The sequence below is a fragment of the Halobacterium litoreum genome (assembly GCF_021233415.1).
Lineage (GTDB): Archaea > Halobacteriota > Halobacteria > Halobacteriales > Halobacteriaceae > Halobacterium > Halobacterium litoreum.
Genome location: NZ_CP089466.1, coordinates 199369 through 225941 on the forward strand (window position 1 = coordinate 199369; position 26573 = coordinate 225941).

The following is a 26573-nucleotide window of genomic DNA, read 5'->3' on the forward strand; positions in this document are numbered from 1 at the left end:
GTTGCGCGCGTGTGACGAGACCGTTTCGGCGCCGACTCGAAAGCCCCGGCTCACGGCTCCCGTCGGTCGCCGCTCGCTCCCATCGCCGCCTCGCGTTTGTCGGCGGCGCGCGCCGCCAGCCGCGCCACCCGCAGCGGCTCGGGTCTGCCGCCCTCGGGCGTGAACGCGCGCACGACCTCCGCCGGGTTCTCGCAGCCGACGCTCCGAACGAACACGCGCTGGTCGTTCACGTCGACGGGCGCGCGCTCGGGCTGGGCGTCGTACACCGAGAGCCGGCGGTCGCGCTCCTCGCCCGAGAACTCGCGCTCGATGGCGTCCCGGAGGCCGTCGCTCGCTTCGAAGGAGACCGAAAGCACGGGGCGCTCAGTGGCCTCGTGGACGGCGTGCAGGTCGACGACGTTGAACCACGCCGGCGCGACGCCCGCGACGAGGACGTACCGCACGTCCTCGCGGTCCAGTTTCTGGTAGCAGTCCACGACGGCGTCGGTGCTGTCGGTTCCGCCGACGGTACACGAAGCGAAGGAGAAGCCGTCCACGACGCGGGACGCGCGAACGACGACGCCGCCGAGCGTCGACTGGCTACCGCTGTAGGACTCGGCGACGCCGAGCGCGCGCGTCCCGGACTTCACGGCGCTACTACTCTTTGATGTCCTGTAGCCGGTCGAGCAGTTCGTCGTTGGACGCGCCGATTTCGTAGTCCACGCCCCCGTCGTGTTCGTGCTCGGACGTGTCCAGGCCCTCGTCCGGGTCGACGTCTTCGGAGTCGAGAGACTGGGCGTCCTGTTCGGATTCGTCGTAGCTCCCGAAACCCATGGTACACTCGCAGATAGGACACTCAGTCACTAAAGTTTCCCGCCGGCTTTAGGATGCGAGCGCGCGTTCCGTGACGCATGGACGTACGACACGTCACGGAGGCCGCCGAGACGTTCACGTGCAACGCCTACCTCGCGCCCGGAGACGCCACGACGCTCGTGGACGCGGGCGCCTACGACGGCGTCGTCGACGAGATTCGCAGCCACGTCGACGACGTGGACCGCGTCGTGCTCACTCACCAGCACGGCGACCACGTCCAGCAGTTGGACGCCGTCGTGGACGCCTTCGACCCGGACGTGTACGCGTTCGCCGACCACACCCTGCGAACGCACGAACTCGCCGACGGCGATACGGTCCGAATCGGCGACGACGACTTCGACGTGGTGTTCACGCCCGGACACGCCCCCGACCACGTCTCGCTCGTCTCCGAGACGGCGCTGTTCTCCGGGGACGTGGTCGTCCACGACGACGGCGCGTTCGACGACGGCAGTTTCGGGCGCACCGACATGCCCGGCCAGTCCCGCGAGCGACTCATCGGGAGCGTCCGCGAACTGCTCGCGCGGTTGCCCGACTCCGTCTCCGAGATGTACTCGGGGCACGGCGGCGTCTTCGAGGGCGACGTTCGGGGGGTCGTCGAGCGCGCGCTCGAACGCGCCGAGCGCCGCGAACCGAAGTACGACGACTAGCCAACGACTGACAGACGACGGGAAGCCTTTTTCGGGGGCTCCGCGTTCGCTCTGGTATGCCCGGCCCTACGTTCATTTCCGGCGACAGCGTCGACCTCTGTGCGGTCGACGAGGAGGACGTCGAGTTCCTCCAGCGAACCGTCAACAGCCCCGCCGTCTGGTCGAACATCGGCGCGCGCAAACCGCTCACCGAAAAACAGGAACGAGAGTGGTACGAGGAGCGCGCGAGCGCCGACAACGGCAGCGTCGACTTCGTCATTGCCGTCGACGGGGACGCCGTCGGGAGCGTCGGCTTGGAGGGCGTCGACGACCCGAACGGGAGCGTGGAAATCGGCATCTTCGTCGCCGAAGAGCACTGGGGCGAGGGGTACGGCACCGAGGCCGCCGAACTCGTGACGGACTACGCGTTCGACCAGCACCGCCGCCACCGCGTCGTCGCGCGCGTCTTCGAGTTCAACGACGCCTCGGCCGCGGTCTGGGAGAAACTCGGTTTCGAGTTGGAGGGCACGCACCGTGACGAGATGTACCTCGACGGCGACTACCACGACGTGCGGTACTACGGCGTCCTCGAAGACGAGTGGCGCGCCGAGTAGGACCGACGCGTCGCTGCTCGGTCGTGAACGACCGCGAGAAAGCCGAATCGGTTACGCGGAGCGCGTCTCCTTGGCCTTCGGGCGGAGTCGCTTGTAGCCGCACTTCCGGCACTGCTCGGCTTCCTTGGCGTTGCGCGCGTTACACCGCATGCAGATCTGCTTGCCCAGCAGACGGTCCTCGATGGTCTCGCTCATGCACCGGGGTTCGCTCGCGGCGCGTTTAAGCGGTTCGGAACGCGCGTCACGGCGCGGGCGGCGCCGGCTCCCGCCAGTGGACCGCCACGTTCCCGATTGCGAACTCGTCGTGGGACTCCGGGTCTCGCACGACGGCGAGCGTGTTCTCGCCTTCCTGGAGGGTCGCGCCCGTCACCGCGTCCATCCACGTCTGCCAGCCGTTCGACGGCGGCACGTCGAACCCCGTCAGGGGCTCGTCGTTCAACACGAGTTCGTGGCCGTACACGCCGATGTCGTAGGCCTGCAGGCGGACGTAGGCGTCCGTCGGGTCGTCGGTCTCCACGTCGAAGGTGAACTCCGCTCGGCGCCCCGCGAACTCCGCCCAGTCGATTCGCAGTGCGTCCTTATCGCGGCCGAGGTGCGCCCCGAGGAAGTGGAGCGCGTAGTTCGCGCGTCGCGGCATACACCACCTACGACGCCTTCCGAGAAAGAACTACGCCGCGCTCGGCCCCCTCGCTCACTCGTCGTCCGCGAGGTAGTCCTCCTGCACCGCGACGACGTCCGCGGAGTCCTCGCACTCGCTGTACCGCCGGAGTGGCTCCTCGTTCAGTTCGAGGAACGTGCGCCCCCACGAGAAGTGCGACAGCACGGCCTCCGCGCGCTCCCAGTAACCGAGGATGGCGAGCGCGCCCGCGAACGCCTCGACCGTGTTCAACTGGAACGGCTGCCCGTAGTTCACGGGATTGGCGGCCACGAGGAACGGGAGCGCGCGGTGTTCGCCGTCCATCTCGAACATCGCGCGCTCGGCCGTCTCCCACGAGCAGTCCAGCGCGACCAGCGTTCCGGTGTCGTCGGCCGGCGACAGCGCTTGCTCGGCGTGCGGATTCAACACCACGCCGTACGGCGTCTCGCGCGCCGACCGGTGGAGCGTCGCCTCGTCGAACTTCGCGAGGCGGCGCGCCGTACACTTCTCGGGGTCGTCGTCCCCCTCGTACCGGACGTGTAAGTCCACGATTCTACGTTCGCTTGGTCGCCGTACTGGAAAAGCGACTCGCTCGCCGGCACGCCCTCGCGTCGCTCAACCATCGGCCCCTCGGTTTCTTGTCGCCCCGCCGCCTCCCTCCGGACATGGACGACGACGCCCTCGTGCAGGCGTACTACGACGCCATCGACGACGGCGACTACGACGCCCTCCGGGACGTGCTCGCCGCGGACTTCGTGCAGGTGCGCCCCGACCTCACTCACGAGGGCCGGGACGCGTTCGTCGCGTTCATGCGCGACGACCGCCCCCGCACCGACACCCAGCACGTCCTCGACGCGGTGTACGACGGCGCCGGCGGCGTCGCGGCCCGAGGGCGACTGGTCGCGACGGACGGCCCGATGTTCTCGTTCGTGGACGTCTTCGAGACAGCGGACGGCAGAATACAGAAACTGCGAACGTACGTGGACTAATCGCGAGACGGTCGTATTCCGCGGTTCTCGCTCGCTGCGCTCGCTCCCACTCTCGCGCCCGCGTCGCTCACGGCTCACTTCGTTCACCGTTCGCGTTTCCGTGGTTCTCGCTCGCTGCGCTCGCTCCGAACCACGCTACTCGCGGTTCCGCTACGCTCCACCGCTCGCGCATTCCGAGGCGTTCGCTTCGCTCACGCCTCGCGCTCCCCGTCCCCGAGTGCGCTCTCGCCGACCTTCCGGGTGCCCTCGATGACTTCCTGCCCGTTCATGTACGGCTGGAGCGGTTCGGGCACGTCGACGGTGCCGTCGTCGTTCTGATAGTATTCCAGAATCGCGACCATCACGCGCGGGATGGCGAGCCCCGACCCGTTCAGGGTGTGGAGGTACTCCGCCGACTCGTGGCGCTCGGGCCGGTACCGGATGCCGGCGCGGCGCGCCTGGAAGTCCTCGAAGTTCGACACCGACGAGACCTCGAGCCATCGCCCGCCCTCCTCGGGGCCGTCCTCCATGTCGTCGCCGGGCGCCCACACCTCGATGTCGTACTTCTTCGCCTGCGTGAAGCCCAAATCGCCGGTACACATCTCCAGAATCCGGTACGGGAGGTCGAGGCGGCGCAGGACCTCCTCGGCCTCGTCGACGAGGCCCTCGAAGCGCTCGTAGGACTCGTCGGGTTCGACGAAGTTCACCATCTCCACCTTGTTGAACTGGTGGACGCGCACGATACCTCGCGTCTCCGTGCCGTGTTCGCCGGCCTCCCGGCGGAAGTTCGGCGAGTACGCCTGGTGTTTGAGCGGGAGGTCGTCGCTGAGCAGAATCTCGTCCCGGTACATGTTCGTCACCGGGACCTCCGCCGTGGGGAGGAGCCAGAGGTCGTCGTCCTCGTAGTCGGCCTCGTTCACGTCGCCGATGCGGTAGGCGTCCTCCACGAACTTCGGGAACTGGCCGGTGCCCTCCATCGACTTCGAGTTCACGGGAATCGGCGGGAACACGTCCACGTACTCCTGCTCGCGGTGGAGGTCGAGCATGAACTGGACGAGGGCGTGTTCGAGGCGCGCGCCGGCGCCCTTCGAGAAGTAGAAGCCGCCGCCCGAGACCTTCGCGCCGCGCTCGAAGTCCAGCACGTCGAGTTCCTCGCCGAGGTCGTAGTGCGGGACCACCTCGTCGGGCAACTCGCGCAGGTCGTCGAACCCCTCGCGGCGGCGCTCGACGTTCTCGTCCTCGGTAGCGCCGACGGGCACGTCCTCGTGGGGCACCATCGGGAGCGTGAGCAGGCGGCGCTCCAGTTCCGTTTCGAGTTCGTCCGCGCGCGCCTCCACGTCCTCCAGTTCGTCCTTGAGTTCGCCCGAGCGCTCGATGGCCTCCTGGGCTTTCTCCTCTTTGCCCTCCTGCTTGAGTTGGCCGATTTTCGAGGAGACCTCGTTTCGCTCGTGGCGGAGTTCGTCGCCGCGGGCCTTGAGTTCGCGCCACTCCTCGTCGATTTCCAGAATTCGGTCGAGGTCCGCGTCCACGCCCTTCTTCTCGAGGGCGTCCCGCACGGTGTCGGGGTTCTCGCGGACGAACTGTCTGCTCAGCATTTGCACGTCGGTTCGCCGGGCCGCGGCAAGAACGTATCGCATCCCTGTGAGGCCTTCGCGGGGCGCCGCGACGCGAACGCTTTTCCTCGCGGCCCTCCCGCTTGGACGTATGACTCCCGGCGACGTCACCGACGTCGAACAGTGTCCCGGCGTCTCCTACGTGGACACCGGCATGTACGACACCGCCGAGTACGGCTCCGTCTACGTCATCGACGCGGACCGGCCCGCGATAGTGGACACCGGCATCGGCACGAACTACGAGCGCATCCTGCACGCGCTCGACGAGCAGGGAATCGCGCCCGACGACCTCGAAGCGATTCTCGTCACGCACGTCCACCTCGACCACACGGGCGGCGCGGGGTTCCTCGCGGCCGAGTGCCCGAACGCGGACGTGTACGTCCACGAAATCGGCGCACGCCACCTCGTGGACCCCGAGCGCCTCGTCGCGGGGACGAAGGAGGCTGTCGGCGACCAGTGGCAGTACTACACCGAGCCGAAGCCCGTCCCCGAGGACCGCATCGTGGAACTGGAAGGCGGCGACGCGATAGACCTCGGGAGTCGCGAACTGACGGCCCACCACGCGCCCGGCCACGCTCCCCACCAGGTCGTCTTCGAGGACCACTCGTGTGACGCCGTGTTCACCGCGGACGCGGCGGGCATCTGGGTGCCGTCGCAGGACCGCGTTCGGGAGACGAGCCCGCCGCCAAACTTCGACCTCGAACAGTGCATCGACGACGTGGAGCTGATTCGACGCCTCGACCCCGACGTCCTGCTGTACGCGCACTTCGGTCCCGGCCCCGACGACACCGACGCCGTGCTCAAGCAGTACGAGCAAGTGCTCAGAGACTGGGTGGATGCGGTGAAGTACGAAGTCGTCGAACGGGGCGGCGAGGAAGCCGCTATCGACCACTTCGCGGCGTCTACGGAGGTCGCGGAGGTCTGGGGCGACCACAAGGCGAGTGCGGAAACTGCAATGAACGTCCGTGGGGTTCTGCGATACCTTAAGACCCAGGAGGAATAGTTGGGGCCATGAACTTCCGCGAGGCGGAACGCGAGTACGAGGACGACACCATCGCACGGGAGACACTCCCTCGCACGTTCGAGGCGGCCGCCGCGCGCCACACGGACCGCCCCGCCCAGGGGTACAAGGGCGGCGTCTACGACCGCACGCTCACGCCGGACGTACTTCCGCCGGCGCCCGACGGCGACTTCGAGGACGTGACCTACGGCGAGATGCGGGACATCGTGCGGAACCTCGCGGCGGGGTTCCGCGACCTCGGCGTCGAAGCCGGCGACCGCGTCGGGATGTTCGCCCACACGCGCATGGAGTGGGCGCAGTGTGACTTCGGCGTGCTCGCCGCGGGCGGCGCCGTCACCACCGTCTACGCCAGTTCCAGCCCCCGGCAGGTCAAACACTTGCTCGGGGACAGCGGCGCGGTCGGCGTCGTCGTGGAGAACGAGGAACTGCTCGCCCGCGTCCGCGAGGTCGAGGACGACCTCGACCTGGAGTTCGTCGTCACCATGGACCACGTCGCCGACGGCGACGCCATCCCGCTCTCGGAGGTGTACGAGCGCGGCCGCGAGACCTACGACCGCGAGACCTACGAGTCGTGGGTGGACGCCACCGAGTACGACGACCTCGCGAGCCTCATCTACACGTCGGGCACCACCGGCCAACCGAAGGGCGTCGCGCTCACCCACGAGAACTTCCGGGAGAACGTCAACCAGTGCCGGAAGCGCTTCGGGCCGCGACCCGACAAGCAGGGTCTGCCCGCGATTACGCCCGACGACCGACACGTCTCCTTCCTCCCGCTCGCGCACGTCTTCGAGCGCCTCTCCGGCCACTACCTGATGTTCACCACCGGCGCGCACGTCTGTTACGCCGAGTCGCCGGACACCCTCCAGGAGGACTTCGGGCTGTTCGAACCGACGACGGGGACGAGCGTCCCGCGCGTCTACGAGAAACTGTACGACGCCGTCCGCGACCAGGCCACCGAGTCCCCGACGAAAGAACGCATCTTCGAGTGGGCGACCGACGTCGGCCGCGAGTACCACGAGACCGACGACCCCGGCCTGCTCCTGCGCGGGAAGCGCGCCGTCGCGGACAAACTCGTCTTCCAGAAGGTCCGGAACGCGCTCGGCGGCGAAATCGAGTTCTTCATCTCCGGCGGCGGGTCGCTGTCCGCCGACCTCTGTGCGCTCTACCACGGCATGGGCCTCCCGATTCTGGAGGGGTACGGTCTCACCGAGACGAGTCCAGTCATCAGCGTGAACCCGCCCGAGCGCCCGCAGGTCGGCACCATCGGCCCGCCGCTCCCCGAAACCGAAATCGCGGTCGACTCGTCGGTCGCCAGCCCCGAACAGCGCGACCGCTACGACGGCCGCGTCGGCGAACTGATCGTGCGCGGCCCGCAGGTGTTCGACGGCTACTGGAACCTCCCCGAAGCCAGCGACGAGGCGTTCGTCGAGAAGGACGGAAGCGAGTGGTTCCGCACCGGCGACGTCGTCGAGGTGCGGGAGGACGACTACGTCCGCTTCCTCGAACGCGCGAAACAACTGCTCACGCTGTCGACGGGGAAGAACGTCGCCCCCGGCCCCATCGAGGACGCGTTCGCCGCCAGCCCGCTCGTCGAACAGTGCATGGTCGTCGGTGACGGCCACAAGTTCGTCTCCGCGCTCATCGTCCCGAACGTCGACGGCATCCGCAAGTGGGCCGACGCCGAAGGAATCGAATTGCCCGAGGAGAGGCAGGCGCTCTGTCGCGACGACCGCGTGAAAGAGCGCATCCAGCGCGAGGTCGACGACGTGAACGGGAACTTCGAGTCCTACGAGCAGATCAAGCAGTTCCGCCTCGTCGGCACGGAGTTCACCGAGGACAACGACATGCTCACGCCGACGATGAAGAAGAAACGCCGGAACATCCTCGACCGGTTCGCCGACGACATCGGCGACATCTACGCCGAGTAACGGGGTCGGCACCCCTCGCCGCAACCCGGCTCTTTTATACGGGCAGGCGGCAAAATCGGTCACGATGCCGAATTCGGAGGGAGACTGGTGAGTTCGTCGATAATCCCACTGGTCGCCACCATCATCGCACTCGGCGTCGCCGCACAGGTCGTCGCCGACAGACTCCAAGTGCCCAGCGTGCTGTTTCTCATCCTCGCTGGCATCGCCGTCGGCCCCGAGGTGCTCGGTGTCGTCACGCTCGAGTCCTTCGGCGGCATCGGGTCGCTGTCGGGCATCGTCGGGCTGTCGGTCGCCATCATCGTCTTCGAGGGCGCGTTCCACCTGAAACTCTCGAAGTTGCGGGAGGCACCCGGCGCGACGCTCCGCCTCGTCACGCTCGGCGCCGGCATCGCGCTCGTCGGGACCGCGATTGCGGTCCGCTTCCTGCTCGGCGCCGCGTGGGACATGTCGTTCCTCGTCGGGAGCCTCCTCGTCGCCACCGGCCCGACGGTCATCACGCCGATTCTCGAAGTCGTCCCGGTCAGAGACCGCGTCGAGGCCGCACTGGAGACCGAGGGCGTCGTCAACGACGTGACCGCGGCCATCCTCGCCATCGTCGTCTTCGAGGTGGTCGTCAACCCCGACCTCTCCAGTACCGCCATCGTCAACGAGTTCGCCGCACGCCTCGGCATCGGCGTTCTCATCGGACTGGTCGTCGCGGGCGTCGTCTGGTACCTCCTCCGACACGTCGACCTCTCCCGAGGGAACGCCCCCCAGAACGCCCGCCTCATCGTGCTCGCCGGGGCGCTCGTCGCGTACGGCGCGGCGGACTTCCTGCGCGGCGAAGCCGGCATCGCGGCCGTCGCGACCGCCGGCATGATTCTCGGGAATGCGGACCTCCCCTACGAGGAGGAGATAGAGTCGTTCAAGGGCGACGTGACGCTCGTCGTCCTCTCGTTCGTGTTCATCGCGCTCGCCGCGTTGCTCTCCTTCGACACCCTCCTCGACCTCGGCGTCGGCGGCCTCGCGGTCGCCGCGCTGGTCGCTATCGTCATCCGACCGGTCGCCGTGTTCGCCTCCACCGGCAGCGACCGCTACGAGACCGCCGAACGCGCGTTCATGAGCGCGGTCGGCCCCCGCGGCATCATCCCGGCGTCCGTCGCGACGCTGTTCGCCGCGGAACTCCGAGCCGTCGGCATGGAGGACGCCGCGAACCTCCTCGTCGGCACGGTCTTCCTCACGATTCTGCTGACGGTCGTCTTCGAGGGAGGGTTCGCCAGACACATCGCGGAAGCCTTAGACGTCATACCAATGCGTGTCATCATCGTCGGCGGCGGCACCGTCGGTCGAGCGCTCGCCGAGCGCCTCGAAGACCGCGGTGAGAACGTCGTCATCGTCGAGCAGGACGAACAGATGGTCGAACGAACCAGAAACGAGGGGTTCTCCGTCCACAAGGGCGACGGCACCGACACCGACGAACTGAGTGCCGCCGGCGCGGAGAACGCCCGCATCCTCGTCGCCGCCACCGGCGACGACGACGCGAACCTGCTGGTCGCCCAGCTCGCGGAATCGAAGTTCGAGGTCGAAACCATCATCGCTCGCGCGAACAACCCCGACAACGTCGACGCCTTCGAGGACCTCGGCGTGCGCACCGTCTCCTCGTCGCTCGCCACCGCGTGGGGCATCGACAACATCATCGAGCGCCCCGCGCTCGCCAACTGGATGACCGAAATCGGGCGCTCGGGCGACGTCCAGGAGGTCGAAGTGACCTCCGACGAGCTCGTCGGCTACACCATCGACGAACTCGACGCCGACCTCCCGAACGGCGTCATCATCGCGCTCGTCGGGCGCGACGGCGAGAACCAGGTGCCGGACGGCGACTTCACGCTCCAGCGCGGCGACCACTTGACGTTCCTCGGGCGGAAGGACGCGGTGCGGGACGCCCTCGACTGGTGTAATCCGCGCTCGAACTGAGTTCGGTTCCTGCGAATCGCCGTGGCGCATTTCCGTCTCGCGCCGCCAAACGCCCGCCCATGGACGCTGGGACGTTCCGGGCGCTCCACCGATACGGCGCGGTCGCGTCGGTCGCCGGAATCATCGCCGCCGCAGTCGCGTTCGCGGTCGGGGGCGCGGACAGCGCCGTCGGCCTCTACCTCGGACTGTTCTGCCCGCTGGGCGCGTTCTACTTCGTCGGCGCGGACCTCGCCGACGGGTCGACGTACCGCGTCCTCGGCGAGGAACTCCTGCGCGGCGTCGCGTGGTACTTCCTCGCGCTCGTCGGGTGGTCGTCGGTCGTCGCGGACGCCGAGGGCGTGGCGGCGTCGCCGCTGACGGTCGTCGGTCTGCCCGCGTTCACGGCGCTCGGAGTGGCGCTCCTGTTGTTCGCGGTCCGTCGCGTGACCGGCCTCGACCTCCGCGTCGCGTCGGACGGCGGCCGGCTGCTGGTCGCGCTCACTGGCGCGCTCGTCGGCGCGTTCGCCGTCGCGTACCTCGTGCTCGCCGAGGGCCGGACGGTGCTCCTCGCGCCGGCGTACGCGCTCATCGCGGCGCTCTCGCTGGCGGTCTGGTGGCGGCGACGAGCGTCCTCGGACGCGTCGTAGCCGCTACGCGTCGTGGACGCGCCACGTGAACAGGCTCTCGAAGACGTAGTTCACGAGCATCGCGGCCGCGATGGCGACGGGGCTCGCCGCGAGGAACCAGAGGTCGGTCCCCGCCACCACCAGCGTCACCGCGAGTCGCTGCGTGAGCAGCCAGTAGACGGCCAACTGGACGGCGACGCCGCCCGAGCGCACGACGTGAGAGCGCGCGAGGCGGCGCGCGAACGGCCACCGGCCGTCGTCGCCGTGGTCGGCGAACGTCCAGTGTTCGTTCACGAGGAACATCACGAGAATCGCCGTCTCGACGCCCGCTGCCTTCGCCCACATCTCGGGAGTGCCGGCGCCGAGACGGAGCGCCGCGAGAACGGCGTTGTCCGAGATTGCGCCGACGACGCCGACCGAGACGAACTGCCCGAAGCGCGCGCCAGAAGCGAGGGACGCGAACCGCTCGGGGAGTAACTTACTCATGCTTCGAGCCTCGGCGGTCGTCGCTCAGCGACCCGACGTAGTCGACGAGCGCCGGCGGGTCGTCGCGTCGCTGCGCGATGGCGGCGTGCAGGCGGCTGTCCCGCAGGCGCTTCGCGCGGTGTCGCGCGGACACCAGCGACCGGAACAACGAGAACGGCGTGCGCACCGGGGAGACGGTCGAGTTCGGGCGGTCCTCCCACTCGATGGGGACTTCGGCGACGCGCAGGCCGTGGGCGCCGGCGATGGCGACCAGTTCCACGTCCCACGCGAAGCCGGGTTCGTAGAGGTGGTCACGAACGCGCTCCCACGACTCGGCCGTCAGCGCCTTCGCGCCACACTGGTAGTCGTGCAAATCCACGGACAACAGGCCACTCGCGAGCCACGCGAACCCGTCGCCGAGGAACCGTCGGACGACGGTCTGGTGGCTCTGGACGTCGGCCTCGGGGTGCCGGCGCGACCCGACCGCGAGGTCCGCGCCGTCCTCGCGGACGCACTCGACCACGTCCGCGAACGATTCGGCGGGCGTCGACCCGTCCGCGTCGGCGAACGCGAGGACGTCCGTGTCGAGCCGCTCGAACCCCGCGGTGACCGCGGCGCCCTTCCCGCGGCGCGCCGCCGCGTCGTTGACGGTCGCCCCTGCCTGTTCGATTGCCGCGACCGTCTCGGGGTCGCCGTCGTCCAACTCGACGTGGACGCGAGCGGGCCGGATGACCGACTGGAGGGCGTCGAGGTAGTCCGCGAGCACCTCGACGTCGGGGTCGTAGGCGGGGACCACGATGCCGACAGAGCGCATTGGCTCGAAGCAATCGGGCGAACGGTATGAGTTTCGTGGTTCAAACTGACACCTTCGAAACCGAGAAAATGCGGATAGTGGCCGCGCTGCGTGCGATTACTGGCCGAATCGCGCCGCGGTGGAACCGGTCGCCGAAGCGGCGACGGCGACTGGCTTACCGCTCGAACGTAATCGCCGCGCCCTGCCCGAAGCCGACACAGAGCGTCGCGAGGCCCTTGTCGGCGTCGCGTTTTTGCATCTCGTGGATGAGCGTGACGGGGAGCCGGGCGCCGCTCGCGCCGAGCGGGTGGCCGATGGCGATGGCGCCGCCGTTCACGTTGAACTTCTCGTTGTCCACGCCGAGTTCGTCCCGCGAGTAGACAGTCTGGGAGGCGAACGCCTCGTTCAGCTCCACGAGGTCGAAGTCGTCGATGTCCTGTCCCGTGCGCTCCAGCAGGCCCTTCGTCGCCGGCACCGGGCCGATGCCCATCACTTCGGGGTCGACGCCCGCGACGTTGTGGTCGCCGACGCGCGCCAGCACGTCGAGGCCGTGGTCCTGCGCGAACTCCTCGCTCGTGACGAGCGTCGCCGCGGCGCCGTCGGAAATCTGGCTGGCGTTCCCGGGCGTCACCGTCCCGTCGCTCTTGAACACCGTCGGCAGGCCCTGAAGGGCCTCTTTCGTGGTGCCGCGGCGGATGCCCTCGTCTTCCTCCACGAGACCGTCGTCGGTCTCGATGGGGACGAGTTCGTCGTCGAAGCGCCCTGAGTCGGTCGCCTCGGCGGCGCGCTGCTGACTCTGGAGCGCGTACTCGTCTTGCATCTCGCGGGTGATGTCGTGTCGCTCCGCGACCTCCTCAGCGGTCATCCCCATCTGCAACTGGGGGACGTTGTACAGTTCGCCGAGTTTCGGGTGGAGGTGGGCGTAGGAGTCGCCGTCCATCGGCACGCGGCTCATGTTCTCGACGCCGCCCGCGATGATGGCGTCGCGCTGCCCGGCGCTGATGGAGTCCGCGGCGCGCATGATGGCTTCCATCGAGGACGCACACCAGCGGTTGATGGACGCCGCCGGCACGTCCTCGCCGAGTTCCGAGAGGAGCGCGATGACGCGCGCGACGTTGTTGTCCTGTTCCTTGCGCTGCTGGGCGACGCCCCACTGCAGGTCGTCGACGTGGTCGCTCGTCAGGCCGTGCTCGTCGAGGATGTGGTCGATGAGCGGGACCGAGAGGTCTTCGCTGCGGGTGTCGGCGTACACGCCGTCGTCTTTCCCTTGGGGCGTTCGGTACGCCGCCGCGATGACCGGAGTGGTGTCGCTTCCCATACCGCCACGTGGCGCACGCCGAACCATAAACCTCCCACAACGGGGCGCACGCCGCTCGCTGTTTACTCGCCCGCGCCCGTCGCGGCCGTCCGATTCAGCGCGGTGTCGTACCACCCGGGGCGCTCCACGGGGTCACCGCCGGTTCGCTCGAAGCGAACCGTCCGCTCGACGGTTGCGCCGTCCTGCTCGTAGGTCATCTCCAGGGACTCCACGAGGCCCTCCGGCGTGACCGTCGCCGCGAACGCCACGTCGGTCACCTGCTCGCGGTCGACGGCCATCTCGGCGACTGTCCCGCGAACTCGAATCGCCGACTCGTTGGCGCGCTCGACGGTCACGTCGGCGTTCCCGAACAGCGAGTAGACGAGGTCGCGCTCGTACAGCGCCGACGGGAACACCTGCGCGGGCGGTATCGGCTCGGAACCGCCGTCTACCGAGATGGAGCGCACGCCGTAGGTCGCGTTCTCGCGGGCCGGCGATTCGAGTCGCCACACCACCTGCTCGCCGTCGGCGTACTGGACGAACGTGCCGTTCGATGTCCCGAGCGCGAGGGGCGTCCCGTCCGTCGTCACGCGCCACCGCCAGTGCGACTCGCTCGCGGCGACCATCGTCGACTCCCGGGACACCGTCGCGCTGTCGTTCGTGCGCTCGACGCGCGACTGTCTCGTGAACGAGTGGTTTCGCACCGCGTCGCGGTGCGCGTCCGCGAGCGCCGCCGCGTCCACCACCCCGTCCCGCGTCAGTCCGGGCGCGAGACGCTCGGCGGACGTCTCGGTCGGTTCGCTCGTCGTTTCCGTGGTCGGGGACGGCTCCGTGGTCGTTGCGTCTGTCGTGGTCCCGCCGTCAGACCCCACGAGACCGGCACAGCCGGCGCTCACGACGAGGAGGGCACACGCCACCGCGGCGACCGAAGGGCGAGTCGGCATATCCGACCGTTCTTCTCTCTGACGTATAAAACTCTGGTAGGATATCGGGCCGTGCGAAACCGCGTTGTGGCGACGAGTCCATCGTCACACCTCGCGGCTCGCGGTTTCGTTTCGCTTGCGCGTCGTGTCGTGTCCACTCGAATCGAAGACGCCAGCGACTCGCGGCTCCCTCCGGTCGCCGCTCGCGATTTCGAGAGTCCTCGCTTCGCTCGGACTCTCGCACTCCGGAAAGCGTTTATCGCATCCCTCGCTAACGCGGAGTATGCCTCGGCCCCGCGACGACTCGTCGCGAACCCGCGTCGCCGTCGCCCTCCTCGCGGTCGCCGCGCTCGCGCTCGTCGCCCGCGTCTGGGCGCTCGGGTGGCGGGTCGCCCACCAGGACGAAGCGCGCGTCGCCCACTGGGTGCTCAACTACATGGAACTCGGCGGCTGGGAGTACCGCGCCATCATCCACGGGCCGTTCCTCCCGCACGTCAACGGCGTCGTGTTCAGCGTGCTCGGGCCGTCGGACTTCACGATGCGCCTCGTCGTCGCCGTCGTCGGCGGACTGCTCCCGCTGGCCGCGTGGCTCTACCGCGACTACCTCTCGGACGCCGAAGTCGTCGCCGTCGGCGCGTTCTTCGCGCTGAACCCCGTCCTGCTGTACTACTCGCGGTTCATGCGCAACGACCTCCTGCTCGCCGCGTTCATGTTCGCCGCGCTCGGGTTCTTCCTGCGCGCGCTCTCCACGGGGAAGGCGCGGTACCTCTACCTCGGCGCGCTCCCGTTCGCGCTCGCGTTCACCACGAAGGAGAACAGCCTCCTCTACCCCGTCTGCTGGCTCGGCGCGCTCGTCCTCGTGTTCGACGGTCGCCTCGTGCTCGCCGGCGCGAGCGACGACGCCACCCGCCTCGGCACCGCCCGCGACCGCCTCCGCGAAGCGCTCCGGGCGGCGTGGCGGTACAAACTCCACCTCTCGCTCGCCGCGCTCGAAACCGCCGTCGTGGTCGTCGCGTTCTACGCGCCGAAACCCGAGTTCTACCGCATCCCGCAGAACCCCGGCCTCCTCCCGGAGGTCGTGGGCGCCGCCACGCTCGGGACGTTCGAGGAGTTCACGAAGCGGTGGACGGCGACGGACACCCACGCCCACTCCTACATCGAGTTCCTGAAACACGACCTCACGGTGCTCTCGGTGGGCGCCGCGGCGCTCGTCGCGTTCGCCCTCCTCGGCTTCTTCTACGAGCGATACGGCCGCGAACGACCGCGCGCAATCGTCCCGTTCTGCTTCTACTGGGGCGTCTTCTCGCTGTTCGGCTACCCCGCCGTCACCGACATCACCGCCGGCTGGACCGCCGTGAACGCGGTCGTTCCCCTCGCCGTGCCCGCGGGCGTCGGCGTCGGCCTCGTCTTCGAGTACGGCCGGAGCGCCGTCGCCACCGGGAATCTCGCCCGCGCTCGCGTCGCCGTCGTCGTGTTGCTCGTCGCCACCGCCGGCACCGGCGCGGTCGCCGCACAGACCTCGTACGTCAACGCCCAGGGCCCCGGCAACCCCCTCATCCAGTACGCGCAGTCCTCCGGGAACATGCAGCCGACCCTGAATGAAATCGAGGAGATCTCGGCCGAACACGACGGCGTCGACGTGATGTTCTACGGCGATTCGTTCTACGCGCCGAACGACTTCGACCGCGACCTGCAACTGCAGATAGACGACTACGACGACCCGAACGACGTCGGCGGCGGCTACCAGAGCTGGTTCGACCGCCTGCCGCTCCCGTGGTACTTCGAGCAGTACGACACGAACGTCTCCAGTACGCTCCAGACCGAGACGCTCCTCGAACACGAACCGCCCGTCGTCGTCGTGGCGGAGGGCGACGAGGACAACCTGGAGGCGGACCTCACGGAGCGCGGCTACGACCGCCGCGTGTTCCCGCGCTACCAGTTCGCCCAGGACCCCGGCCCGCTCGTCTTCTACGTCAGCGAGAACGCGACGTTGTGACAGCGCTGGCCGGACTGCGACGGCCTTAAGCGCCCCCGGTGGGTAGTCCGTGGGTAGTGACCGAGGCGCTCGACGTCGTCGAATTCCTGCTCACGGCCCGCGTCTACGACCGCCACCAGGAACTCGACGAGAACGACTTACCGCCCGCGCACCGCAGCGCACTCTGGGCCGAGGACGGCGTCCCCCGGCCGCCGCAAGTGACCGAGACCGCCGTCCGCGACGCCACCGGCGTCGACGACCCGTGGGACGCCGTCTCCGAGTTGATGTTCACCGACCGCGACGCGTTCGCGGGGAACATCTCGCTCGTGGACGACGACATGGCCGTCGACTGGTTCGTCGACCGCGCGGACGCCGACCGCGTGTTCGACAACCCCGCGCTCGCCTTCGTGCTGGACGACGAGTTCGGCGTGGACTACGAGGCGTCCCGCGACGAGAACCGCCCGGTGCAGGCGGACCCGCAGTGGATAGACGGCCTGCTCGCGGAGTACTTCGACGAGGACGACGAGGAGATGCTCGACCTCGTGGAGGTCCGGTCGCCCGCCGAAATCGAGGTGACCCTCGACGACATCGTCCTCACCGAGGAACAAGAGGAGGAGATGTCGAAGGTGGCGAAGGCCATCGAGCACCGCGACTACCTCGCGACCATCGGCCTCAGCGAAATCGGGAAACTCCTCTTCGTCGGGCCGCCGGGGACGGGGAAGACCTCGACCGCGCGCGGTCTCGCCCACCAACTCGACCTGCCGTTCGTCGAGGTCAAACTCTCGATGATCACGAGCCAGTATCTCGGCGAGACGGCGAAGAACGTCGAGAAGGTCTTCGAGGTGGCGAAGCGACTGTCGCCCTGTATCCTGTTCATGGACGAGTTCGACTTCGTCGCGACGACGCGGACGGGCGACGAGCACAACGCCATCAAGCGCGCCGTCAACACGCTCCTCAAGAGCATCGACGAGGTGAGCCTCGTCAACGACGACGTGTTGCTCATCGGCGCGACGAACCACCCAGACGAACTCGACGCCGCGGCGTGGCGGCGCTTCGACGAGATTCTCTCCTTCCCGCGGCCGGACGAGCAGATGCGCGCCGACATCCTCGAACTCGTCGTGCGGGAACTCGAAATCGCCTCCTTCGACCCGCAGGAACTCGCTGCCGAGACGGAGGGCCTCACGGGGAGCGACCTCCGCCTCGTGCTCCGCGAGGCCGTCCTCGACGCGCTCGTGGAGGACCGCCGCGAACTCACTCAGGAAGACCTCCTCGACGCCGTCGAGGACTTCGAGGACCGCGACCACCTCCGGAATCTGGACACCTTGGAGGACGCTCTCGACGGCGACGACGACGACCACAGCCACGACCACGACGCGGAGGCGGCCGACCACAGCCACGAATGAAGGTGACGCTGCTCGGCACGGGCGACACCACGGGCACCCCGACGCCGGGGTGTGACTGTGACACCTGCCGAGCGGCCGACGAGCACGGCGTGGAGCGCACGCGCTTTTCCGTCCACGTCGAACACGAACCCTCGGGGGACTCCCTGCTCGTGGACTTCAGCCCGGACTTCCGCTACCAGTTCCTCCGCGAGGACGTTCCCCTCCCCGACGCCGGTATCGTCACCCACCAGCACTTCGACCACCTCGACGGCCTCGGGAACGCGTACCGGCTGTTCGAGGAGTTGCCCGTGTACGCCGCCGACGAGACCGACCCCGAGACCGGCGAGTCCGTCGCGGAGACCGTCGCGTCGAAGTTCGATTACCTCCGGCCGCTCGACGCCCGCGCCGTCACGCCCTTCGAGTCGTTCGACGCCGCCGGCTTCGAGGTCACGCTCGTCCCCGTCGACCACCCGCCCCTGCTCTGCTACGGGGTCGTGATAGAGCGCGACGGGGCGAAACTCTCGCTGTCGGGCGACACCACCTACGACATCCCGGAGGAGAGTCGCGAGGCGATGTGCGACCCGGACCTCCTGCTCGCGGACGGCATCGTCCCCGCGCACCTCTCGCATCACCACCCGCGGGGCGGCCGCCACGAGGACAGCGAGGGCGTCCCGCGCACGTTCGGCACGAAACACATGACACTGGAGGGCGCGCTCGCGCTCGGCGACGACCTGAACGCGAGCGAGACCCGGGTCGTCCACGTCTCCCACTTCTTCCCCGCCGACGAGGCGTTCGCCGACGAACTCGCGGTGGACGGCGAGACGTTCCGTCTCTGACTGTCGACACTCACTCCGCGTCGCGAGCGTACGACGCGCCGGCCGCGAACCCGAAGTAGAGCAGTCCGAGCGCCAGCACCACGACGCCCGAGGAGACGTCGGCGCCGACGAGTCCGAGCATCCCGACGGCCGAGGCGCCCGCGACGACGCCGCCGTTTTGCTGGCCCTCGCGGCCCCACAGCAGGTCCGGGTGGTCGGCGGTGAGGTACGCGGCGGTGGCGTAGACGACGCCGGTGGCGACGACGACAGTCGCGTGCGCTTCGAGCGCGAGGGCGAGGGCGAACGCCGCGACGCCGACGGCGACCGTGAGGACGTATCGACGTTCCGGGGACACGCGCTCCCCTTCGGCGTCTCGGGATTTCAGTGTTCGCCGGCCGTTGCAGTGACTGCGAACGCTCAGAACTGGTCGAGGCCGGACTGCCGCCGGCGTCCTCCCGCGTCCGACCGCCACGGCGTCCGGCGCTCGCGCTCGGCGTCGAGGTCCGCGTCCGGCGCGTCGGCCGCCTCGAAGCCGGGGCAGTCCGGCCCGCATTCGGATGCGGGGTCGACGACGCGCTCGAAGTGCGCGCAGTGGGGGACTGTTGCGTCCCCGTCGCCCGTCGAGGCGTTCGCACACGCCGGGAAGTCGAACGTCCGCCAGCCCTTGCCGTACGCGCGCTCCGCGACGCGGCGGCGCTGGCGCGCCTTCGCGTCGGCGGTGACGGGACGCACCTCGGTCCGGGCGGTGTGTTCCGCGAGGACTTCCAGTCCCGGTCCCGCGGAATCGAGTTGCTCCGGCGCTCGCACCACCTCGATGGGGTTCTCGCGCTCGAAGTCCACGCGCCACACGCCCACCGCGTCGGGGAGGCGATTCAGGTGGGCGCGCGTCACGTGGCTCTCGGTCGCCACGACGGCGTAATCGAGCACGCCGAGGCTGGCGTCGTGACGCGTCTGGAACGCGAGGTCGCCCGGCCGCCCGAGGTCCGGCTTGTTCTCCACGCCGACGAGACCGCCGACCCAGTCCGGGTACCGCGTGGTCTGCCTGACGACCTGCTGGCCGCCCCGCCGCGTCACGTCCAGGAAGCCGGTGTCGGCGCCGCGCTCGGCGAGCGAGCGCGCACGCTCCGGCGGCCCGTCGAAGACGCGCGTCACGCGCTCGTACTCGCCGACCGGCACGTCGGCGTCGAGGACGGCGGGCGGAATCGTGTCGCTCGCGAGTTCGGTTCGGGCGTCGAACTCCGGCCCCGGAAGCACGCAGACCGTGTCGACGATGCGCCCGCCGGCGGCGTGGACGCTCGTCCCGAGTTGCCGGGAGACGACGCCCGCGTCTCCGATTCCGGGGATGCCGCCGGCTTCCAGACGGGCGCACAACCGGAGTTCGAACCCGTACTCTCGCACACCGGCGCGTACGCGACTCTCTCGGTTAAATACCGCGTCTCCGCCAACTCCTTCGGTTCCGGCCCGCGAGGGTCGCGTCTGCCGGCGCGAAGCGCCGTCTCCGTCGCCTCCGTAACAGTAGGTTTATCAGTCGTTCGGGGCGAAATTCACGCAAGATTACTCTGTGAACATGGCAGACAACCACCGACAACCGGAGGTGAACATCGGACTGGTCGGCCACGTAGACCACGGCAAGACCACGCTCGTCCGCGCGCTCAGCGGCGAGTGGACCGACCAGCACTCCGAGGAGATGAAGCGAGGAATCTCCATCCGACTCGGGTACGCCGACGCGACGCTGCGCCGGTGTCCCGACTGCGACGAACCGGAGTGTTACACGGTCGCCGAACAGTGCCCCGAACACGGAACCGAGACGGAGATTCTGCGCACGGTGTCGTTCGTGGACGCGCCCGGCCACGAGACGCTGATGGCGACGATGCTCTCCGGGGCGTCCCTGATGGACGGCGCGGTGCTCGTCGTCAGCGCGAACGAACCGGTGCCCCAGCCCCAGACCGAGGAGCACCTGATGGCGCTGGACATCATCGGCATCGACAACATCGTCATCGCGCAGAACAAGGTCGACCTCGTCGACGCCGACGAGGCCCGCGAGAACTACGAGCAGATCAAGGAGTTCGTCGAGGGCACCGTCGCCGAGGACGCGCCCATCGTCCCCGTGTCGGCCGAACAGGAGATCAACGTCGACCTCGTCATCGACGCGCTCGAACGCGAGATTCCGACGCCCGACCGCGACCCGGACGCCGACCCCCGGATGTACGTCGCGCGCTCGTTCGACATCAACCGTCCCGGCACGACGTGGGACGGCCTGCTCGGCGGCGTGCTCGGCGGCAGTCTCGTGCAGGGCGAACTCGACGTCGACGACGAAATCGAGTTGCGCCCCGGCCGCGAGGTCGACGAGGGCGGACAGACCGAGTGGCGGTCCGTCTCCACGGACGTCCGGAGCCTGCAGGCGGGCGGCGAGTCCGTCGACACGGTCTCCCCCGGTGGCCTGCTCGGCGTCGGCACGGGGCTCGACCCGAGCCTGACGAAGGGCGACGCGCTCGCGGGACAGGTCGCCGGGCCGCCCGGTAGCCTGCCGCCGACGTGGGACTCCTTCGAGATGGACGTGGAACTCCTCGAGCGCCTCGTCGGCGCCGAGGAGGGCGACGAAATCGAGGACATCTCCACGGGCGAACCGCTGATGCTCACCGTCGGCACCGCGACCACGGTCGGCTCGGTGACGAGCGCGCGCGACGGCGAGTGCGAGGTCGCGCTCAAACGCCCCGTCTGTGCGCCGGCGGGCGCGAAAATCGCCATCAACCGCCGCGTCGGCGCGCGGTGGCGGCTCATCGGCGTCGGAACGCTCACGGAGTGATGCGAATCGCCATGGACGCCAACGCGCTGATGATGCCGGCCGGGGTCGGAGTTCGCGTCTTCGACGAACTCGACTCCCTGCTCGGCGACTACGACGCGGTCGTTCCCGAATCCGTCCGCGCCGAGTTGTCGAAACTCGGCGACAGCGGCGGCGAACAGGGAACGGCGGCCAGCGTGGCGGCGGACCTGGCGGAGCGCTGTGACACCGTGGCGACGGAGGAATCGTACGCCGACGACGCGCTCTGTGCGCTCGCCGCCGACGGCGAGGTGGACGCGGTCGTGACGAACGACGCCCCCCTGAAGGAACGCCTGCTCGACGCGGGCGTGCCGGTAATTCATTTAAGGGGCCGGAATCAACTGACTATCACTCAACCATAGATGTACAAGCGAGCACGGCTGAAGGACACGGTAGAGGTTCCGCCCGAGCACCTCGGGGACGTGAGTCCGGACCTCGTGAAGCGACTGCTACAGGACAAACTCGAGGGTCGAATGGACGAGGACGTGGGGAGCATCGTCACCGTCACCGAGGTCCACGACCTCGGCGAGGGCGCGGTGTTGCCGAACCGTCCGGGCGTCTACTACGAGGCCGAGTTCGACGCGGTCACGTTCGACCCCGAGATGCAGGAGGTCGTGGACGGCGAAATCGTCGAAGTGGTGAGTTTCGGCGCGTTCGTCGGCATCGGCCCGGTGGACGGACTGCTCCACGTCTCCCAGATTAGCGACGAGTACCTCGCGTTCGACGAGGAGAACCAGCAACTGGCGTCCCGCGAGTCGAACAGCGTCATCGGCACCGGGGACGCGGTGCGGGCGCGCATCGTCACGAAGAGCATCGACGAGCGCAACCCCCGCGAGTCCAAGATCGGGCTCACGGCCAAACAGCCCGGCCTCGGGAAGCACGGCTGGCTCCGCGAGGCGCGAGAGCAAGAGCAGGCGGCGGGTGAGGACTAGATGGCGTCGAACCGACTGGCGTGTCACGACTGCCACCGCATCGTCGAGCCGGACGAGGAGATGTGTCCGTACTGCTCGTCGACGAGCCTGACCGAGGACTGGGCGGGCTACGTGGTCATCACGCACCCCGAGGAGTCCGAGATCGCGGAGAAGATGGAGGTCCGCGAGGCGGGCGAGTACGCGCTGAAGGTCAGATAGCGTGGTCGACCCGGTGGCGACGCTCCCGGCGGACGCCCGCGAGGCGTTCAAGGAGCCACTCGGCCCCGTCTACACGGACACGCAGCGACTGCTCGCGGACGCCGGCGACCCCGTGGTGGCGGTCGGCGACGTGGTGACCTACCACCTCGTCGAGGCGGGGGCGCCGCCGAAGGTCGCCGTGGTGGACGGGAAGACCGAGCGCGAGGAGGTGAGCGACGAGGTCCGCGGCGGCGTGCCGGACGCCGACCGCGAGGTGGAAGTCGAGAGCGAGCCGGCGACCGTCTCGGCGGCACTACTGGACGCGCTGGTCGCGGCCGTCGAATTCGAGGGTTCGACCGTCATTTCGGTGGTCGGCGAGGAGGACCTCGCGACGGTGCCGGCGGTGCTCGCGGTGCCCGACGGCGGGAGCGTCGTCTACGGCCAACCCGGGGAGGGGATGGTGCTGGCGAACGTCACCCCCGACCTGCGCGAGCGCGTGGTCGAACTCGCGGAGTTGCTGGAGACGACCGAGGCGTTCTGGACGACGCTGGAGTGACGCGCCGTACCGGTCGTTCGAAATGCTTTTACAGATTTCGCGCTCATGTACGGACAACTGACCATGGAAATCGAGATTCTGGAGCAGGAGGACAACCCCCTGCTCCACCGGACTGAGGTCACGTTCGAGATCGAACACGAGGACGCGACGCCGTCGCGACTCTCCGTTCGCGACAGTCTCGCGGCGAAACTCGACAAGGACTCCGAGGAGGTCGTCGTCCACGAACTCGACACGAAGTTCGGGATGCGGAAGACCGCGGGCCGCGCGAAGGTCTACGACTCGCCCGACGAGGCCGCGGAGGTCGAACACGAGCACATGCTCGAGCGGAACAAGATCGGCGAGGACGCCGAGGCCGACGCGGAGGAGGCCGAATAATGCCCCGAGGCGACTACTACGAGGACGACGGGTCCACGGAGAAAGAGCAGTGTCCGCGCTGTGGCGACACGTTCCTCGCGGACCACGGTGACCGCCAGCACTGCGGGAAGTGCGGCTACACCGAGTGGAACTGACGCGGTAGATGCGGGTTCTCGGAATCGAGGGCACTGCGTGGTGTGCGAGCGCGGCGCTGTACGATTCCGAGACTGATTCTGTCGTCATCGAGTCAGACGCGTACCAACCGGAGAGCGGCGGCATCCACCCGCGCGAGGCTGCCGAGCACATGCGGCAGGCGATTCCCTCGGTCGTCGGGACGGTGCTGGACGAGGCCGACGGCGACATCGACGCCGACGAACGAGGTTCGTCGAGCAGACAGGCGGCGCCTGTCGACGCAGTAGCCTTCTCTCGCGGCCCGGGCCTCGGTCCGTGTTTGCGCATCGTCGGGTCGGCGGCGCGAGCGCTCGCCCAGACCCTCGACGTGCCGCTCGTCGGCGTGAACCACATGGTCGCGCACCTCGAAATCGGCCGCCACCGTTCGGGCTTTTCTGCGCCAGTCTGCCTGAACGCGAGCGGTGCGAACGCCCACATCCTCGCGTACCGGAACGGCCGGTACCGCGTGCTCGGCGAGACGATGGACACCGGGGTCGGGAACGCGCTGGACAAGTTCACGCGCCACGTCGGGTGGAGCCACCCCGGCGGCCCGAAGGTCGAGTCCCACGCGAAGGAGGGCGAGTACACCGACCTGCCGTACGTCGTGAAGGGGATGGATTTCTCCTTCTCGGGCATCATGAGCGCCGCGAAGCAGGCTGTCGACGACGGCGAGCCGGTGGAGAACGTCTGTCGCGGCCTCGAGGAGAACGTCTTCGCGATGCTGACCGAGGTCGCGGAGCGCGCGCTCTCGCTGACGGGCCGCGACGAACTCGTGTTGGGGGGCGGCGTCGGGCAGAACGACCGCCTGCGGGGGATGCTCGCGGAGATGTGCGACCAGCGCGGCGCCGACTTCTACGCGCCCGAACCCCGATTCCTTCGGGACAACGCGGGGATGATTGCCGTCCTCGGCGCGAAGATGGCCGAGGCGGGCGACACGCTCGCAGTCGAGGAGTCGGGCATCGATTCGAACTTCCGGCCGGACGAGGTGCCGGTGACGTGGCGGACGCCCGAGTCGCCGCCGGCGCGCGACGGCGACGTGATTCGGGGCGCCGAAGCGACGGTCACCTTCGAGGACGACCGCGTGGTGAAGTCCCGCGCGCCGAAGACCTACCGGCACGCCGAACTGGACGCGCGCCTGCGCCGCGACCGCACCGTCCTCGAAGCCCGGTTGACGAGCGACGCGCGCTCGGCGGGCGTGCCGACGCCGCTCGTCTGGGACGTGGACGTGCCCGAGTCGACGCTCGTCTTCCAGTTCGTCGGCGACAGCGACCTCCGGGACGCACTCACCGAGTCGCGAGTGCGCGACGTGGGCCGCCACCTCGCCGCGATTCACGACGCCGGGTTCGTCCACGGCGACCCGACGACGCGGAACGTGCGGGTGAGCGACGCGTCCCGCGAGCGCGGCGACGACCGCACGTTCCTCATCGATTTCGGGCTCGGCTACTACACGGACGACGTGGAGGACTACGCGATGGACTGCCACGTCTTCGAGCAGAGCCTCGCGGGCACCGCCGACGACGCGGCGGGCCTCGCGGCGGCGTTCGAGGACGCCTACCGCGACGTTGGCGACCCCGACGTGCTCGACCAACTGCGCGAAATCGAGGGGCGGGGCCGGTACCAGGGCGACGACGCGTAGCCGCGGGCCGCCCAAAGTGATTTGACGAGTCCCGACCAACGACGTACCATGGCCGAGAAACCGACGAGTGGCGAACTGTTCGGGGTGCCGTACAACTTCGAGCGCCCGAAACTCAGCCGGATGCTCTCCTCGTACTGGCAGCCGGGCGAGGGGATGCTCGTGGAGAAGCCCTTCGGCATCGGGTACACGCTGAATCTGGCGAACTGGCGGTCGTGGATCGTGCTCGCGGTCGCGGGCGTCCTGCTCTGGCAACAGCAGGGCAGCGGCGACGGCGACGAGAGCGCGGTCGACGAGGCCGTGGAAGTCGTCGTCGACGACTAGACCGACGCACCCTTCTCTCTGGACTCGCTCGCTTCTCGCATGGAGACGCTCCGGTTCGTGACGACGAATCCCGGGAAGGTGCGGGAGGCAGAGGACTACCTCGCGGCCCGCTACGCGGTCGAGCAGTTCGACTACGACTACGCGGAGATACAGAGCGACGACCTCGCCGCCATCGCGGCGCGCGGCGCCGAGGAGGCCTACGACGCCCAGGACGACGGCGCGCCCGTCATCGTGGACGACGCGGGGCTGTTCGTTCGCGCGCTCGACGGCTTCCCGGGGCCGTACTCGTCGTACGTCGAGGACACGCTCGGCATCGAACGCGTCTGGAACGTCGCGGAGGACCTAGACGACCGGCGTGCGGCCTTCCGGTGTACGGTCGCGTTCACCGACGGCGAGACGACCGAGACGTTCTCGGGCGCGGTGCAGGGCCGTCTCGTCGCGCCGCGGGGCGACGGCGGGTTCGGCTACGACCCCATCTTCGAGCACGACGGCGAGACGTTCGCGGAGATGGACACCGCGGAGAAGAACGCGTTGAGCCACCGGGGTCGCGCGCTCGCGAAACTCGCTGACTGGCTCGCCGAGCGCGAGTAGTTACGCGCGCGGGTCGCGGTCGGGACCGGGGTAGTCGCCGCCGACGACTTCCGGGTAGAGGCGTTCGGGGTCGAACAGGCGCGCGAACGCGTCCGGCGCCTTCACGCTGAGGTCGACGCGCTTCTTGAGTTCGACGCCGGCCTTCGCCGAGCGCAGGCGCTCGTCGTAGGTGAGCACGTGCGCGGCGTCGCCGTGGTAGGCGGCGGCGAGCGCCGGGTGGTCGCCCGCGGGGTGGTCGACCAGCGTCGCCAGTCCCTCGATTTTCTCCCGCCAGTCCGCGGCCAGACCGTCGTCACCGAGGTCGGCGACGACGGCTTCCGCGTCGTCCAACAGGGGGTCGCTCGCGACCAGTTCGACCCACGAGTGCGAGCGCACGTGGTCGAGCGCGTCGCGCGCGTCGCCGTCCACGAACAGGTCGGCGGCGAGCACGTCGGCGTCGGCGGCGACCCGCGCGGGGTTCGGGTCACTCATCGCGGCGCTCTCGGAGTGCGTCCCGCACCGCTTCGACGTCCACGCCGCGGTCGCTCGCGCGGTCGAACAACTCCCG

At 68.9% G+C, this 26573-nt stretch carries 33 protein-coding genes; 20 read left to right on the forward strand and 13 right to left on the reverse strand.

Annotation, left to right across the window (positions count from 1 at the left end; all coding sequences use genetic code 11):
- Positions 1-50 precede the first annotated feature (50 nt).
- Positions 51-629 carry an endonuclease dU gene (locus LT972_RS01080; RefSeq protein ID WP_232571347.1) on the reverse strand — a complete coding sequence of 193 codons (579 nt, stop codon included), beginning with the start codon at positions 627-629 and terminating at the stop codon, positions 51-53.
- A 7-nt stretch (positions 630-636) separates the two neighbouring features.
- Positions 637-813, reverse strand: a complete 177-nt coding sequence (locus LT972_RS01085; protein ID WP_232571348.1) for a DUF5786 family protein — start codon at positions 811-813, stop codon at positions 637-639.
- 77 nt (positions 814-890) lie between these two features.
- Between LT972_RS01085 and LT972_RS01090 the strand changes: the two genes are divergently transcribed.
- Both LT972_RS01090 and LT972_RS01095 read left to right on the forward strand, forming a co-directional pair.
- The gene (locus LT972_RS01090) at positions 891-1499 is read left to right on the forward strand and encodes an MBL fold metallo-hydrolase (protein ID WP_232571349.1); all 609 of its coding nucleotides are present in this window, start codon (positions 891-893) and stop codon (positions 1497-1499) included.
- Between the two features lie 56 nt (positions 1500-1555).
- Positions 1556-2092 carry a GNAT family N-acetyltransferase gene (locus LT972_RS01095; RefSeq protein ID WP_232571350.1) on the forward strand — a complete coding sequence of 179 codons (537 nt, stop codon included), beginning with the start codon at positions 1556-1558 and terminating at the stop codon, positions 2090-2092.
- A 51-nt stretch (positions 2093-2143) separates the two neighbouring features.
- Here LT972_RS01095 and LT972_RS01100 read toward each other — a convergent pair whose 3' ends face one another.
- The 3 genes from LT972_RS01100 to LT972_RS01110 are packed head-to-tail and all read right to left on the reverse strand — an operon-like array spanning position 2144 to position 3278.
- Positions 2144-2287 (reverse strand): 50S ribosomal protein L40e, encoded by a 144-nt coding sequence (locus LT972_RS01100; protein ID WP_232571351.1) that lies wholly within the window; start codon positions 2285-2287, stop codon positions 2144-2146.
- A 46-nt stretch (positions 2288-2333) separates the two neighbouring features.
- Positions 2334-2729 carry a DUF7383 domain-containing protein gene (locus tag LT972_RS01105; protein ID WP_232571352.1) on the reverse strand — a complete coding sequence of 132 codons (396 nt, stop codon included), beginning with the start codon at positions 2727-2729 and terminating at the stop codon, positions 2334-2336.
- A gap of 54 nt (positions 2730-2783) precedes the next feature.
- The gene (locus LT972_RS01110) at positions 2784-3278 is read right to left on the reverse strand and encodes a DUF367 family protein (RefSeq protein WP_232571353.1); all 495 of its coding nucleotides are present in this window, start codon (positions 3276-3278) and stop codon (positions 2784-2786) included.
- A 116-nt stretch (positions 3279-3394) separates the two neighbouring features.
- Here LT972_RS01110 and LT972_RS01115 point away from each other — a divergent pair, with 116 nt between their 5' ends.
- On the forward strand, positions 3395-3718 hold the full coding sequence (locus LT972_RS01115; RefSeq protein WP_232571354.1) for a nuclear transport factor 2 family protein: 324 nt from the start codon (positions 3395-3397) through the stop codon (positions 3716-3718).
- Between the two features lie 191 nt (positions 3719-3909).
- Here LT972_RS01115 and serS read toward each other — a convergent pair whose 3' ends face one another.
- Positions 3910-5292 carry a serine--tRNA ligase gene (gene serS, locus LT972_RS01120; RefSeq protein WP_232571355.1) on the reverse strand — a complete coding sequence of 461 codons (1383 nt, stop codon included), beginning with the start codon at positions 5290-5292 and terminating at the stop codon, positions 3910-3912.
- 109 nt (positions 5293-5401) lie between these two features.
- On the opposite strand from serS, the gene LT972_RS01125 reads away from it, so the two are divergent.
- The 4 genes from LT972_RS01125 to LT972_RS01140 all read left to right on the forward strand — a co-directional run bounded on the left by LT972_RS01125 (position 5402) and on the right by LT972_RS01140 (position 10838).
- Positions 5402-6313, forward strand: a complete 912-nt coding sequence (locus tag LT972_RS01125) for an MBL fold metallo-hydrolase (protein ID WP_232571356.1) — start codon at positions 5402-5404, stop codon at positions 6311-6313.
- A gap of 8 nt (positions 6314-6321) precedes the next feature.
- Complete coding sequence (locus LT972_RS01130; protein WP_232571357.1) at positions 6322-8259, forward strand: AMP-dependent synthetase/ligase; 1938 nt, start codon at positions 6322-6324, stop codon at positions 8257-8259.
- 87 nt (positions 8260-8346) lie between these two features.
- Positions 8347-10212 carry a cation:proton antiporter domain-containing protein gene (locus LT972_RS01135; protein ID WP_232571358.1) on the forward strand — a complete coding sequence of 622 codons (1866 nt, stop codon included), beginning with the start codon at positions 8347-8349 and terminating at the stop codon, positions 10210-10212.
- 59 nt (positions 10213-10271) lie between these two features.
- Complete coding sequence (locus tag LT972_RS01140) at positions 10272-10838, forward strand: hypothetical protein (protein ID WP_232571359.1); 567 nt, start codon at positions 10272-10274, stop codon at positions 10836-10838.
- Between the two features lie 3 nt (positions 10839-10841).
- Here LT972_RS01140 and LT972_RS01145 read toward each other — a convergent pair whose 3' ends face one another.
- From LT972_RS01145 to LT972_RS01160, 4 genes are all read right to left on the reverse strand, one after another.
- Entirely contained in the window at positions 10842-11303 is a 462-nt protein-coding gene (locus LT972_RS01145; protein ID WP_232571360.1) for a GtrA family protein, read from the reverse strand.
- Entirely contained in the window at positions 11296-12096 is an 801-nt protein-coding gene (locus LT972_RS01150; protein WP_232571361.1) for a glycosyltransferase, read from the reverse strand. Before LT972_RS01150 ends, LT972_RS01145 begins: the two co-directional genes overlap by 8 nt.
- 154 nt (positions 12097-12250) lie before the next feature.
- A complete protein-coding gene (locus tag LT972_RS01155) occupies positions 12251-13393 on the reverse strand; it encodes a thiolase family protein (RefSeq protein ID WP_232571362.1) in 1143 nt (380 codons plus the stop codon).
- 62 nt (positions 13394-13455) lie between these two features.
- Positions 13456-14316: a hypothetical protein gene (locus LT972_RS01160; protein WP_232571363.1), complete on the reverse strand. Its 861-nt coding sequence runs from the start codon at positions 14314-14316 to the stop codon at positions 13456-13458.
- Positions 14317-14578: 262 nt separating this feature from the next.
- Between LT972_RS01160 and LT972_RS01165 the strand changes: the two genes are divergently transcribed.
- From LT972_RS01165 to LT972_RS01175, 3 genes are read left to right on the forward strand one after another with little or no spacing between them, the layout of a single operon-like run.
- On the forward strand, positions 14579-16291 hold the full coding sequence (locus LT972_RS01165) for a flippase activity-associated protein Agl23 (RefSeq protein WP_232571364.1): 1713 nt from the start codon (positions 14579-14581) through the stop codon (positions 16289-16291).
- Positions 16292-16347: 56 nt separating this feature from the next.
- Positions 16348-17673: an ATP-binding protein gene (locus LT972_RS01170; protein WP_232571365.1), complete on the forward strand. Its 1326-nt coding sequence runs from the start codon at positions 16348-16350 to the stop codon at positions 17671-17673.
- Positions 17670-18488, forward strand: a complete 819-nt coding sequence (locus tag LT972_RS01175) for an MBL fold metallo-hydrolase (protein WP_232571366.1) — start codon at positions 17670-17672, stop codon at positions 18486-18488. The genes LT972_RS01170 and LT972_RS01175 overlap by 4 nt, the downstream gene beginning before the upstream one ends.
- Positions 18489-18498: 10 nt before the next feature.
- Here LT972_RS01175 and LT972_RS01180 read toward each other — a convergent pair whose 3' ends face one another.
- Together LT972_RS01180 and LT972_RS01185 are read right to left on the reverse strand one after the other, a co-directional pair.
- On the reverse strand, positions 18499-18822 hold the full coding sequence (locus LT972_RS01180; protein WP_232571367.1) for a hypothetical protein: 324 nt from the start codon (positions 18820-18822) through the stop codon (positions 18499-18501).
- A 62-nt stretch (positions 18823-18884) separates the two neighbouring features.
- On the reverse strand, positions 18885-19865 hold the full coding sequence (locus LT972_RS01185) for a DUF5787 family protein (protein ID WP_232571368.1): 981 nt from the start codon (positions 19863-19865) through the stop codon (positions 18885-18887).
- Positions 19866-20034: 169 nt separating this feature from the next.
- Here LT972_RS01185 and LT972_RS01190 point away from each other — a divergent pair, with 169 nt between their 5' ends.
- The 10 genes from LT972_RS01190 (at position 20035) to rdgB (ending at position 26026) form a co-directional block, all read left to right on the forward strand.
- The gene (locus tag LT972_RS01190) at positions 20035-21273 is read left to right on the forward strand and encodes a translation initiation factor IF-2 subunit gamma (protein ID WP_232571369.1); all 1239 of its coding nucleotides are present in this window, start codon (positions 20035-20037) and stop codon (positions 21271-21273) included.
- Positions 21273-21650 (forward strand): twitching motility protein PilT, encoded by a 378-nt coding sequence (locus LT972_RS01195; protein WP_232571370.1) that lies wholly within the window; start codon positions 21273-21275, stop codon positions 21648-21650. Before LT972_RS01190 ends, LT972_RS01195 begins: the two co-directional genes overlap by 1 nt.
- Positions 21651-22220 (forward strand): DNA-directed RNA polymerase, encoded by a 570-nt coding sequence (locus LT972_RS01200; RefSeq protein ID WP_232571371.1) that lies wholly within the window; start codon positions 21651-21653, stop codon positions 22218-22220.
- Entirely contained in the window at positions 22221-22418 is a 198-nt protein-coding gene (gene spt4, locus LT972_RS01205; RefSeq protein WP_232571372.1) for a transcription elongation factor subunit Spt4, read from the forward strand.
- Between the two features lies 1 nt (position 22419).
- A complete protein-coding gene (locus LT972_RS01210) occupies positions 22420-22953 on the forward strand; it encodes a GTP-dependent dephospho-CoA kinase family protein (protein ID WP_232571373.1) in 534 nt (177 codons plus the stop codon).
- Between the two features lie 63 nt (positions 22954-23016).
- Entirely contained in the window at positions 23017-23328 is a 312-nt protein-coding gene (locus LT972_RS01215) for a 30S ribosomal protein S24e (protein WP_232572623.1), read from the forward strand.
- Complete coding sequence (locus LT972_RS01220; protein ID WP_232571374.1) at positions 23328-23462, forward strand: 30S ribosomal protein S27ae; 135 nt, start codon at positions 23328-23330, stop codon at positions 23460-23462. Before LT972_RS01215 ends, LT972_RS01220 begins: the two co-directional genes overlap by 1 nt.
- Before the next feature lie 8 nt (positions 23463-23470).
- A complete protein-coding gene (locus tag LT972_RS01225) occupies positions 23471-25114 on the forward strand; it encodes a bifunctional N(6)-L-threonylcarbamoyladenine synthase/serine/threonine protein kinase (protein ID WP_232571375.1) in 1644 nt (547 codons plus the stop codon).
- A gap of 48 nt (positions 25115-25162) precedes the next feature.
- Entirely contained in the window at positions 25163-25435 is a 273-nt protein-coding gene (locus LT972_RS01230; RefSeq protein WP_232571376.1) for a DUF5808 domain-containing protein, read from the forward strand.
- 39 nt (positions 25436-25474) lie between these two features.
- Entirely contained in the window at positions 25475-26026 is a 552-nt protein-coding gene (rdgB, locus tag LT972_RS01235; RefSeq protein ID WP_232571377.1) for an RdgB/HAM1 family non-canonical purine NTP pyrophosphatase, read from the forward strand.
- Here rdgB and LT972_RS01240 read toward each other — a convergent pair whose 3' ends face one another.
- The gene (locus tag LT972_RS01240) at positions 26027-26497 is read right to left on the reverse strand and encodes a DUF7384 family protein (protein WP_232571378.1); all 471 of its coding nucleotides are present in this window, start codon (positions 26495-26497) and stop codon (positions 26027-26029) included.
- Positions 26498-26573: the final 76 nt, after the last annotated feature.

Bases quoted from the DNA above. Each gene is read 5' to 3' on its own strand.
- LT972_RS01085 (WP_232571348.1), bottom strand. From the start codon at position 813: ATGGGTTTCGGGAGCTACGACGAATCCGAACAGGACGCCCAGTCTCTC.
- LT972_RS01090 (WP_232571349.1), top strand. From the start codon at position 891: ATGGACGTACGACACGTCACGGAGGCCGCCGAGACGTTCACGTGCAAC.
- LT972_RS01095 (WP_232571350.1), top strand. From the start codon at position 1,556: ATGCCCGGCCCTACGTTCATTTCCGGCGACAGCGTCGACCTCTGTGCG.
- LT972_RS01100 (WP_232571351.1), bottom strand. From the start codon at position 2,287: ATGAGCGAGACCATCGAGGACCGTCTGCTGGGCAAGCAGATCTGCATG.
- LT972_RS01105 (WP_232571352.1), bottom strand. From the start codon at position 2,729: ATGCCGCGACGCGCGAACTACGCGCTCCACTTCCTCGGGGCGCACCTC.
- LT972_RS01115 (WP_232571354.1), top strand. From the start codon at position 3,395: ATGGACGACGACGCCCTCGTGCAGGCGTACTACGACGCCATCGACGAC.
- serS (WP_232571355.1), bottom strand. From the start codon at position 5,292: ATGCTGAGCAGACAGTTCGTCCGCGAGAACCCCGACACCGTGCGGGAC.
- LT972_RS01125 (WP_232571356.1), top strand. From the start codon at position 5,402: ATGACTCCCGGCGACGTCACCGACGTCGAACAGTGTCCCGGCGTCTCC.
- LT972_RS01130 (WP_232571357.1), top strand. From the start codon at position 6,322: ATGAACTTCCGCGAGGCGGAACGCGAGTACGAGGACGACACCATCGCA.
- LT972_RS01140 (WP_232571359.1), top strand. From the start codon at position 10,272: ATGGACGCTGGGACGTTCCGGGCGCTCCACCGATACGGCGCGGTCGCG.
- LT972_RS01145 (WP_232571360.1), bottom strand. From the start codon at position 11,303: ATGAGTAAGTTACTCCCCGAGCGGTTCGCGTCCCTCGCTTCTGGCGCG.
- LT972_RS01150 (WP_232571361.1), bottom strand. From the start codon at position 12,096: ATGCGCTCTGTCGGCATCGTGGTCCCCGCCTACGACCCCGACGTCGAG.
- LT972_RS01155 (WP_232571362.1), bottom strand. From the start codon at position 13,393: ATGGGAAGCGACACCACTCCGGTCATCGCGGCGGCGTACCGAACGCCC.
- LT972_RS01160 (WP_232571363.1), bottom strand. From the start codon at position 14,316: ATGCCGACTCGCCCTTCGGTCGCCGCGGTGGCGTGTGCCCTCCTCGTC.
- LT972_RS01165 (WP_232571364.1), top strand. From the start codon at position 14,579: ATGCCTCGGCCCCGCGACGACTCGTCGCGAACCCGCGTCGCCGTCGCC.
- LT972_RS01175 (WP_232571366.1), top strand. From the start codon at position 17,670: ATGAAGGTGACGCTGCTCGGCACGGGCGACACCACGGGCACCCCGACG.
- LT972_RS01190 (WP_232571369.1), top strand. From the start codon at position 20,035: ATGGCAGACAACCACCGACAACCGGAGGTGAACATCGGACTGGTCGGC.
- LT972_RS01195 (WP_232571370.1), top strand. From the start codon at position 21,273: ATGCGAATCGCCATGGACGCCAACGCGCTGATGATGCCGGCCGGGGTC.
- LT972_RS01200 (WP_232571371.1), top strand. From the start codon at position 21,651: ATGTACAAGCGAGCACGGCTGAAGGACACGGTAGAGGTTCCGCCCGAG.
- spt4 (WP_232571372.1), top strand. From the start codon at position 22,221: ATGGCGTCGAACCGACTGGCGTGTCACGACTGCCACCGCATCGTCGAG.
- LT972_RS01215 (WP_232572623.1), top strand. From the start codon at position 23,017: ATGGAAATCGAGATTCTGGAGCAGGAGGACAACCCCCTGCTCCACCGG.
- LT972_RS01220 (WP_232571374.1), top strand. From the start codon at position 23,328: ATGCCCCGAGGCGACTACTACGAGGACGACGGGTCCACGGAGAAAGAG.
- LT972_RS01225 (WP_232571375.1), top strand. From the start codon at position 23,471: ATGCGGGTTCTCGGAATCGAGGGCACTGCGTGGTGTGCGAGCGCGGCG.
- LT972_RS01230 (WP_232571376.1), top strand. From the start codon at position 25,163: ATGGCCGAGAAACCGACGAGTGGCGAACTGTTCGGGGTGCCGTACAAC.
- rdgB (WP_232571377.1), top strand. From the start codon at position 25,475: ATGGAGACGCTCCGGTTCGTGACGACGAATCCCGGGAAGGTGCGGGAG.
- LT972_RS01240 (WP_232571378.1), bottom strand. From the start codon at position 26,497: ATGAGTGACCCGAACCCCGCGCGGGTCGCCGCCGACGCCGACGTGCTC.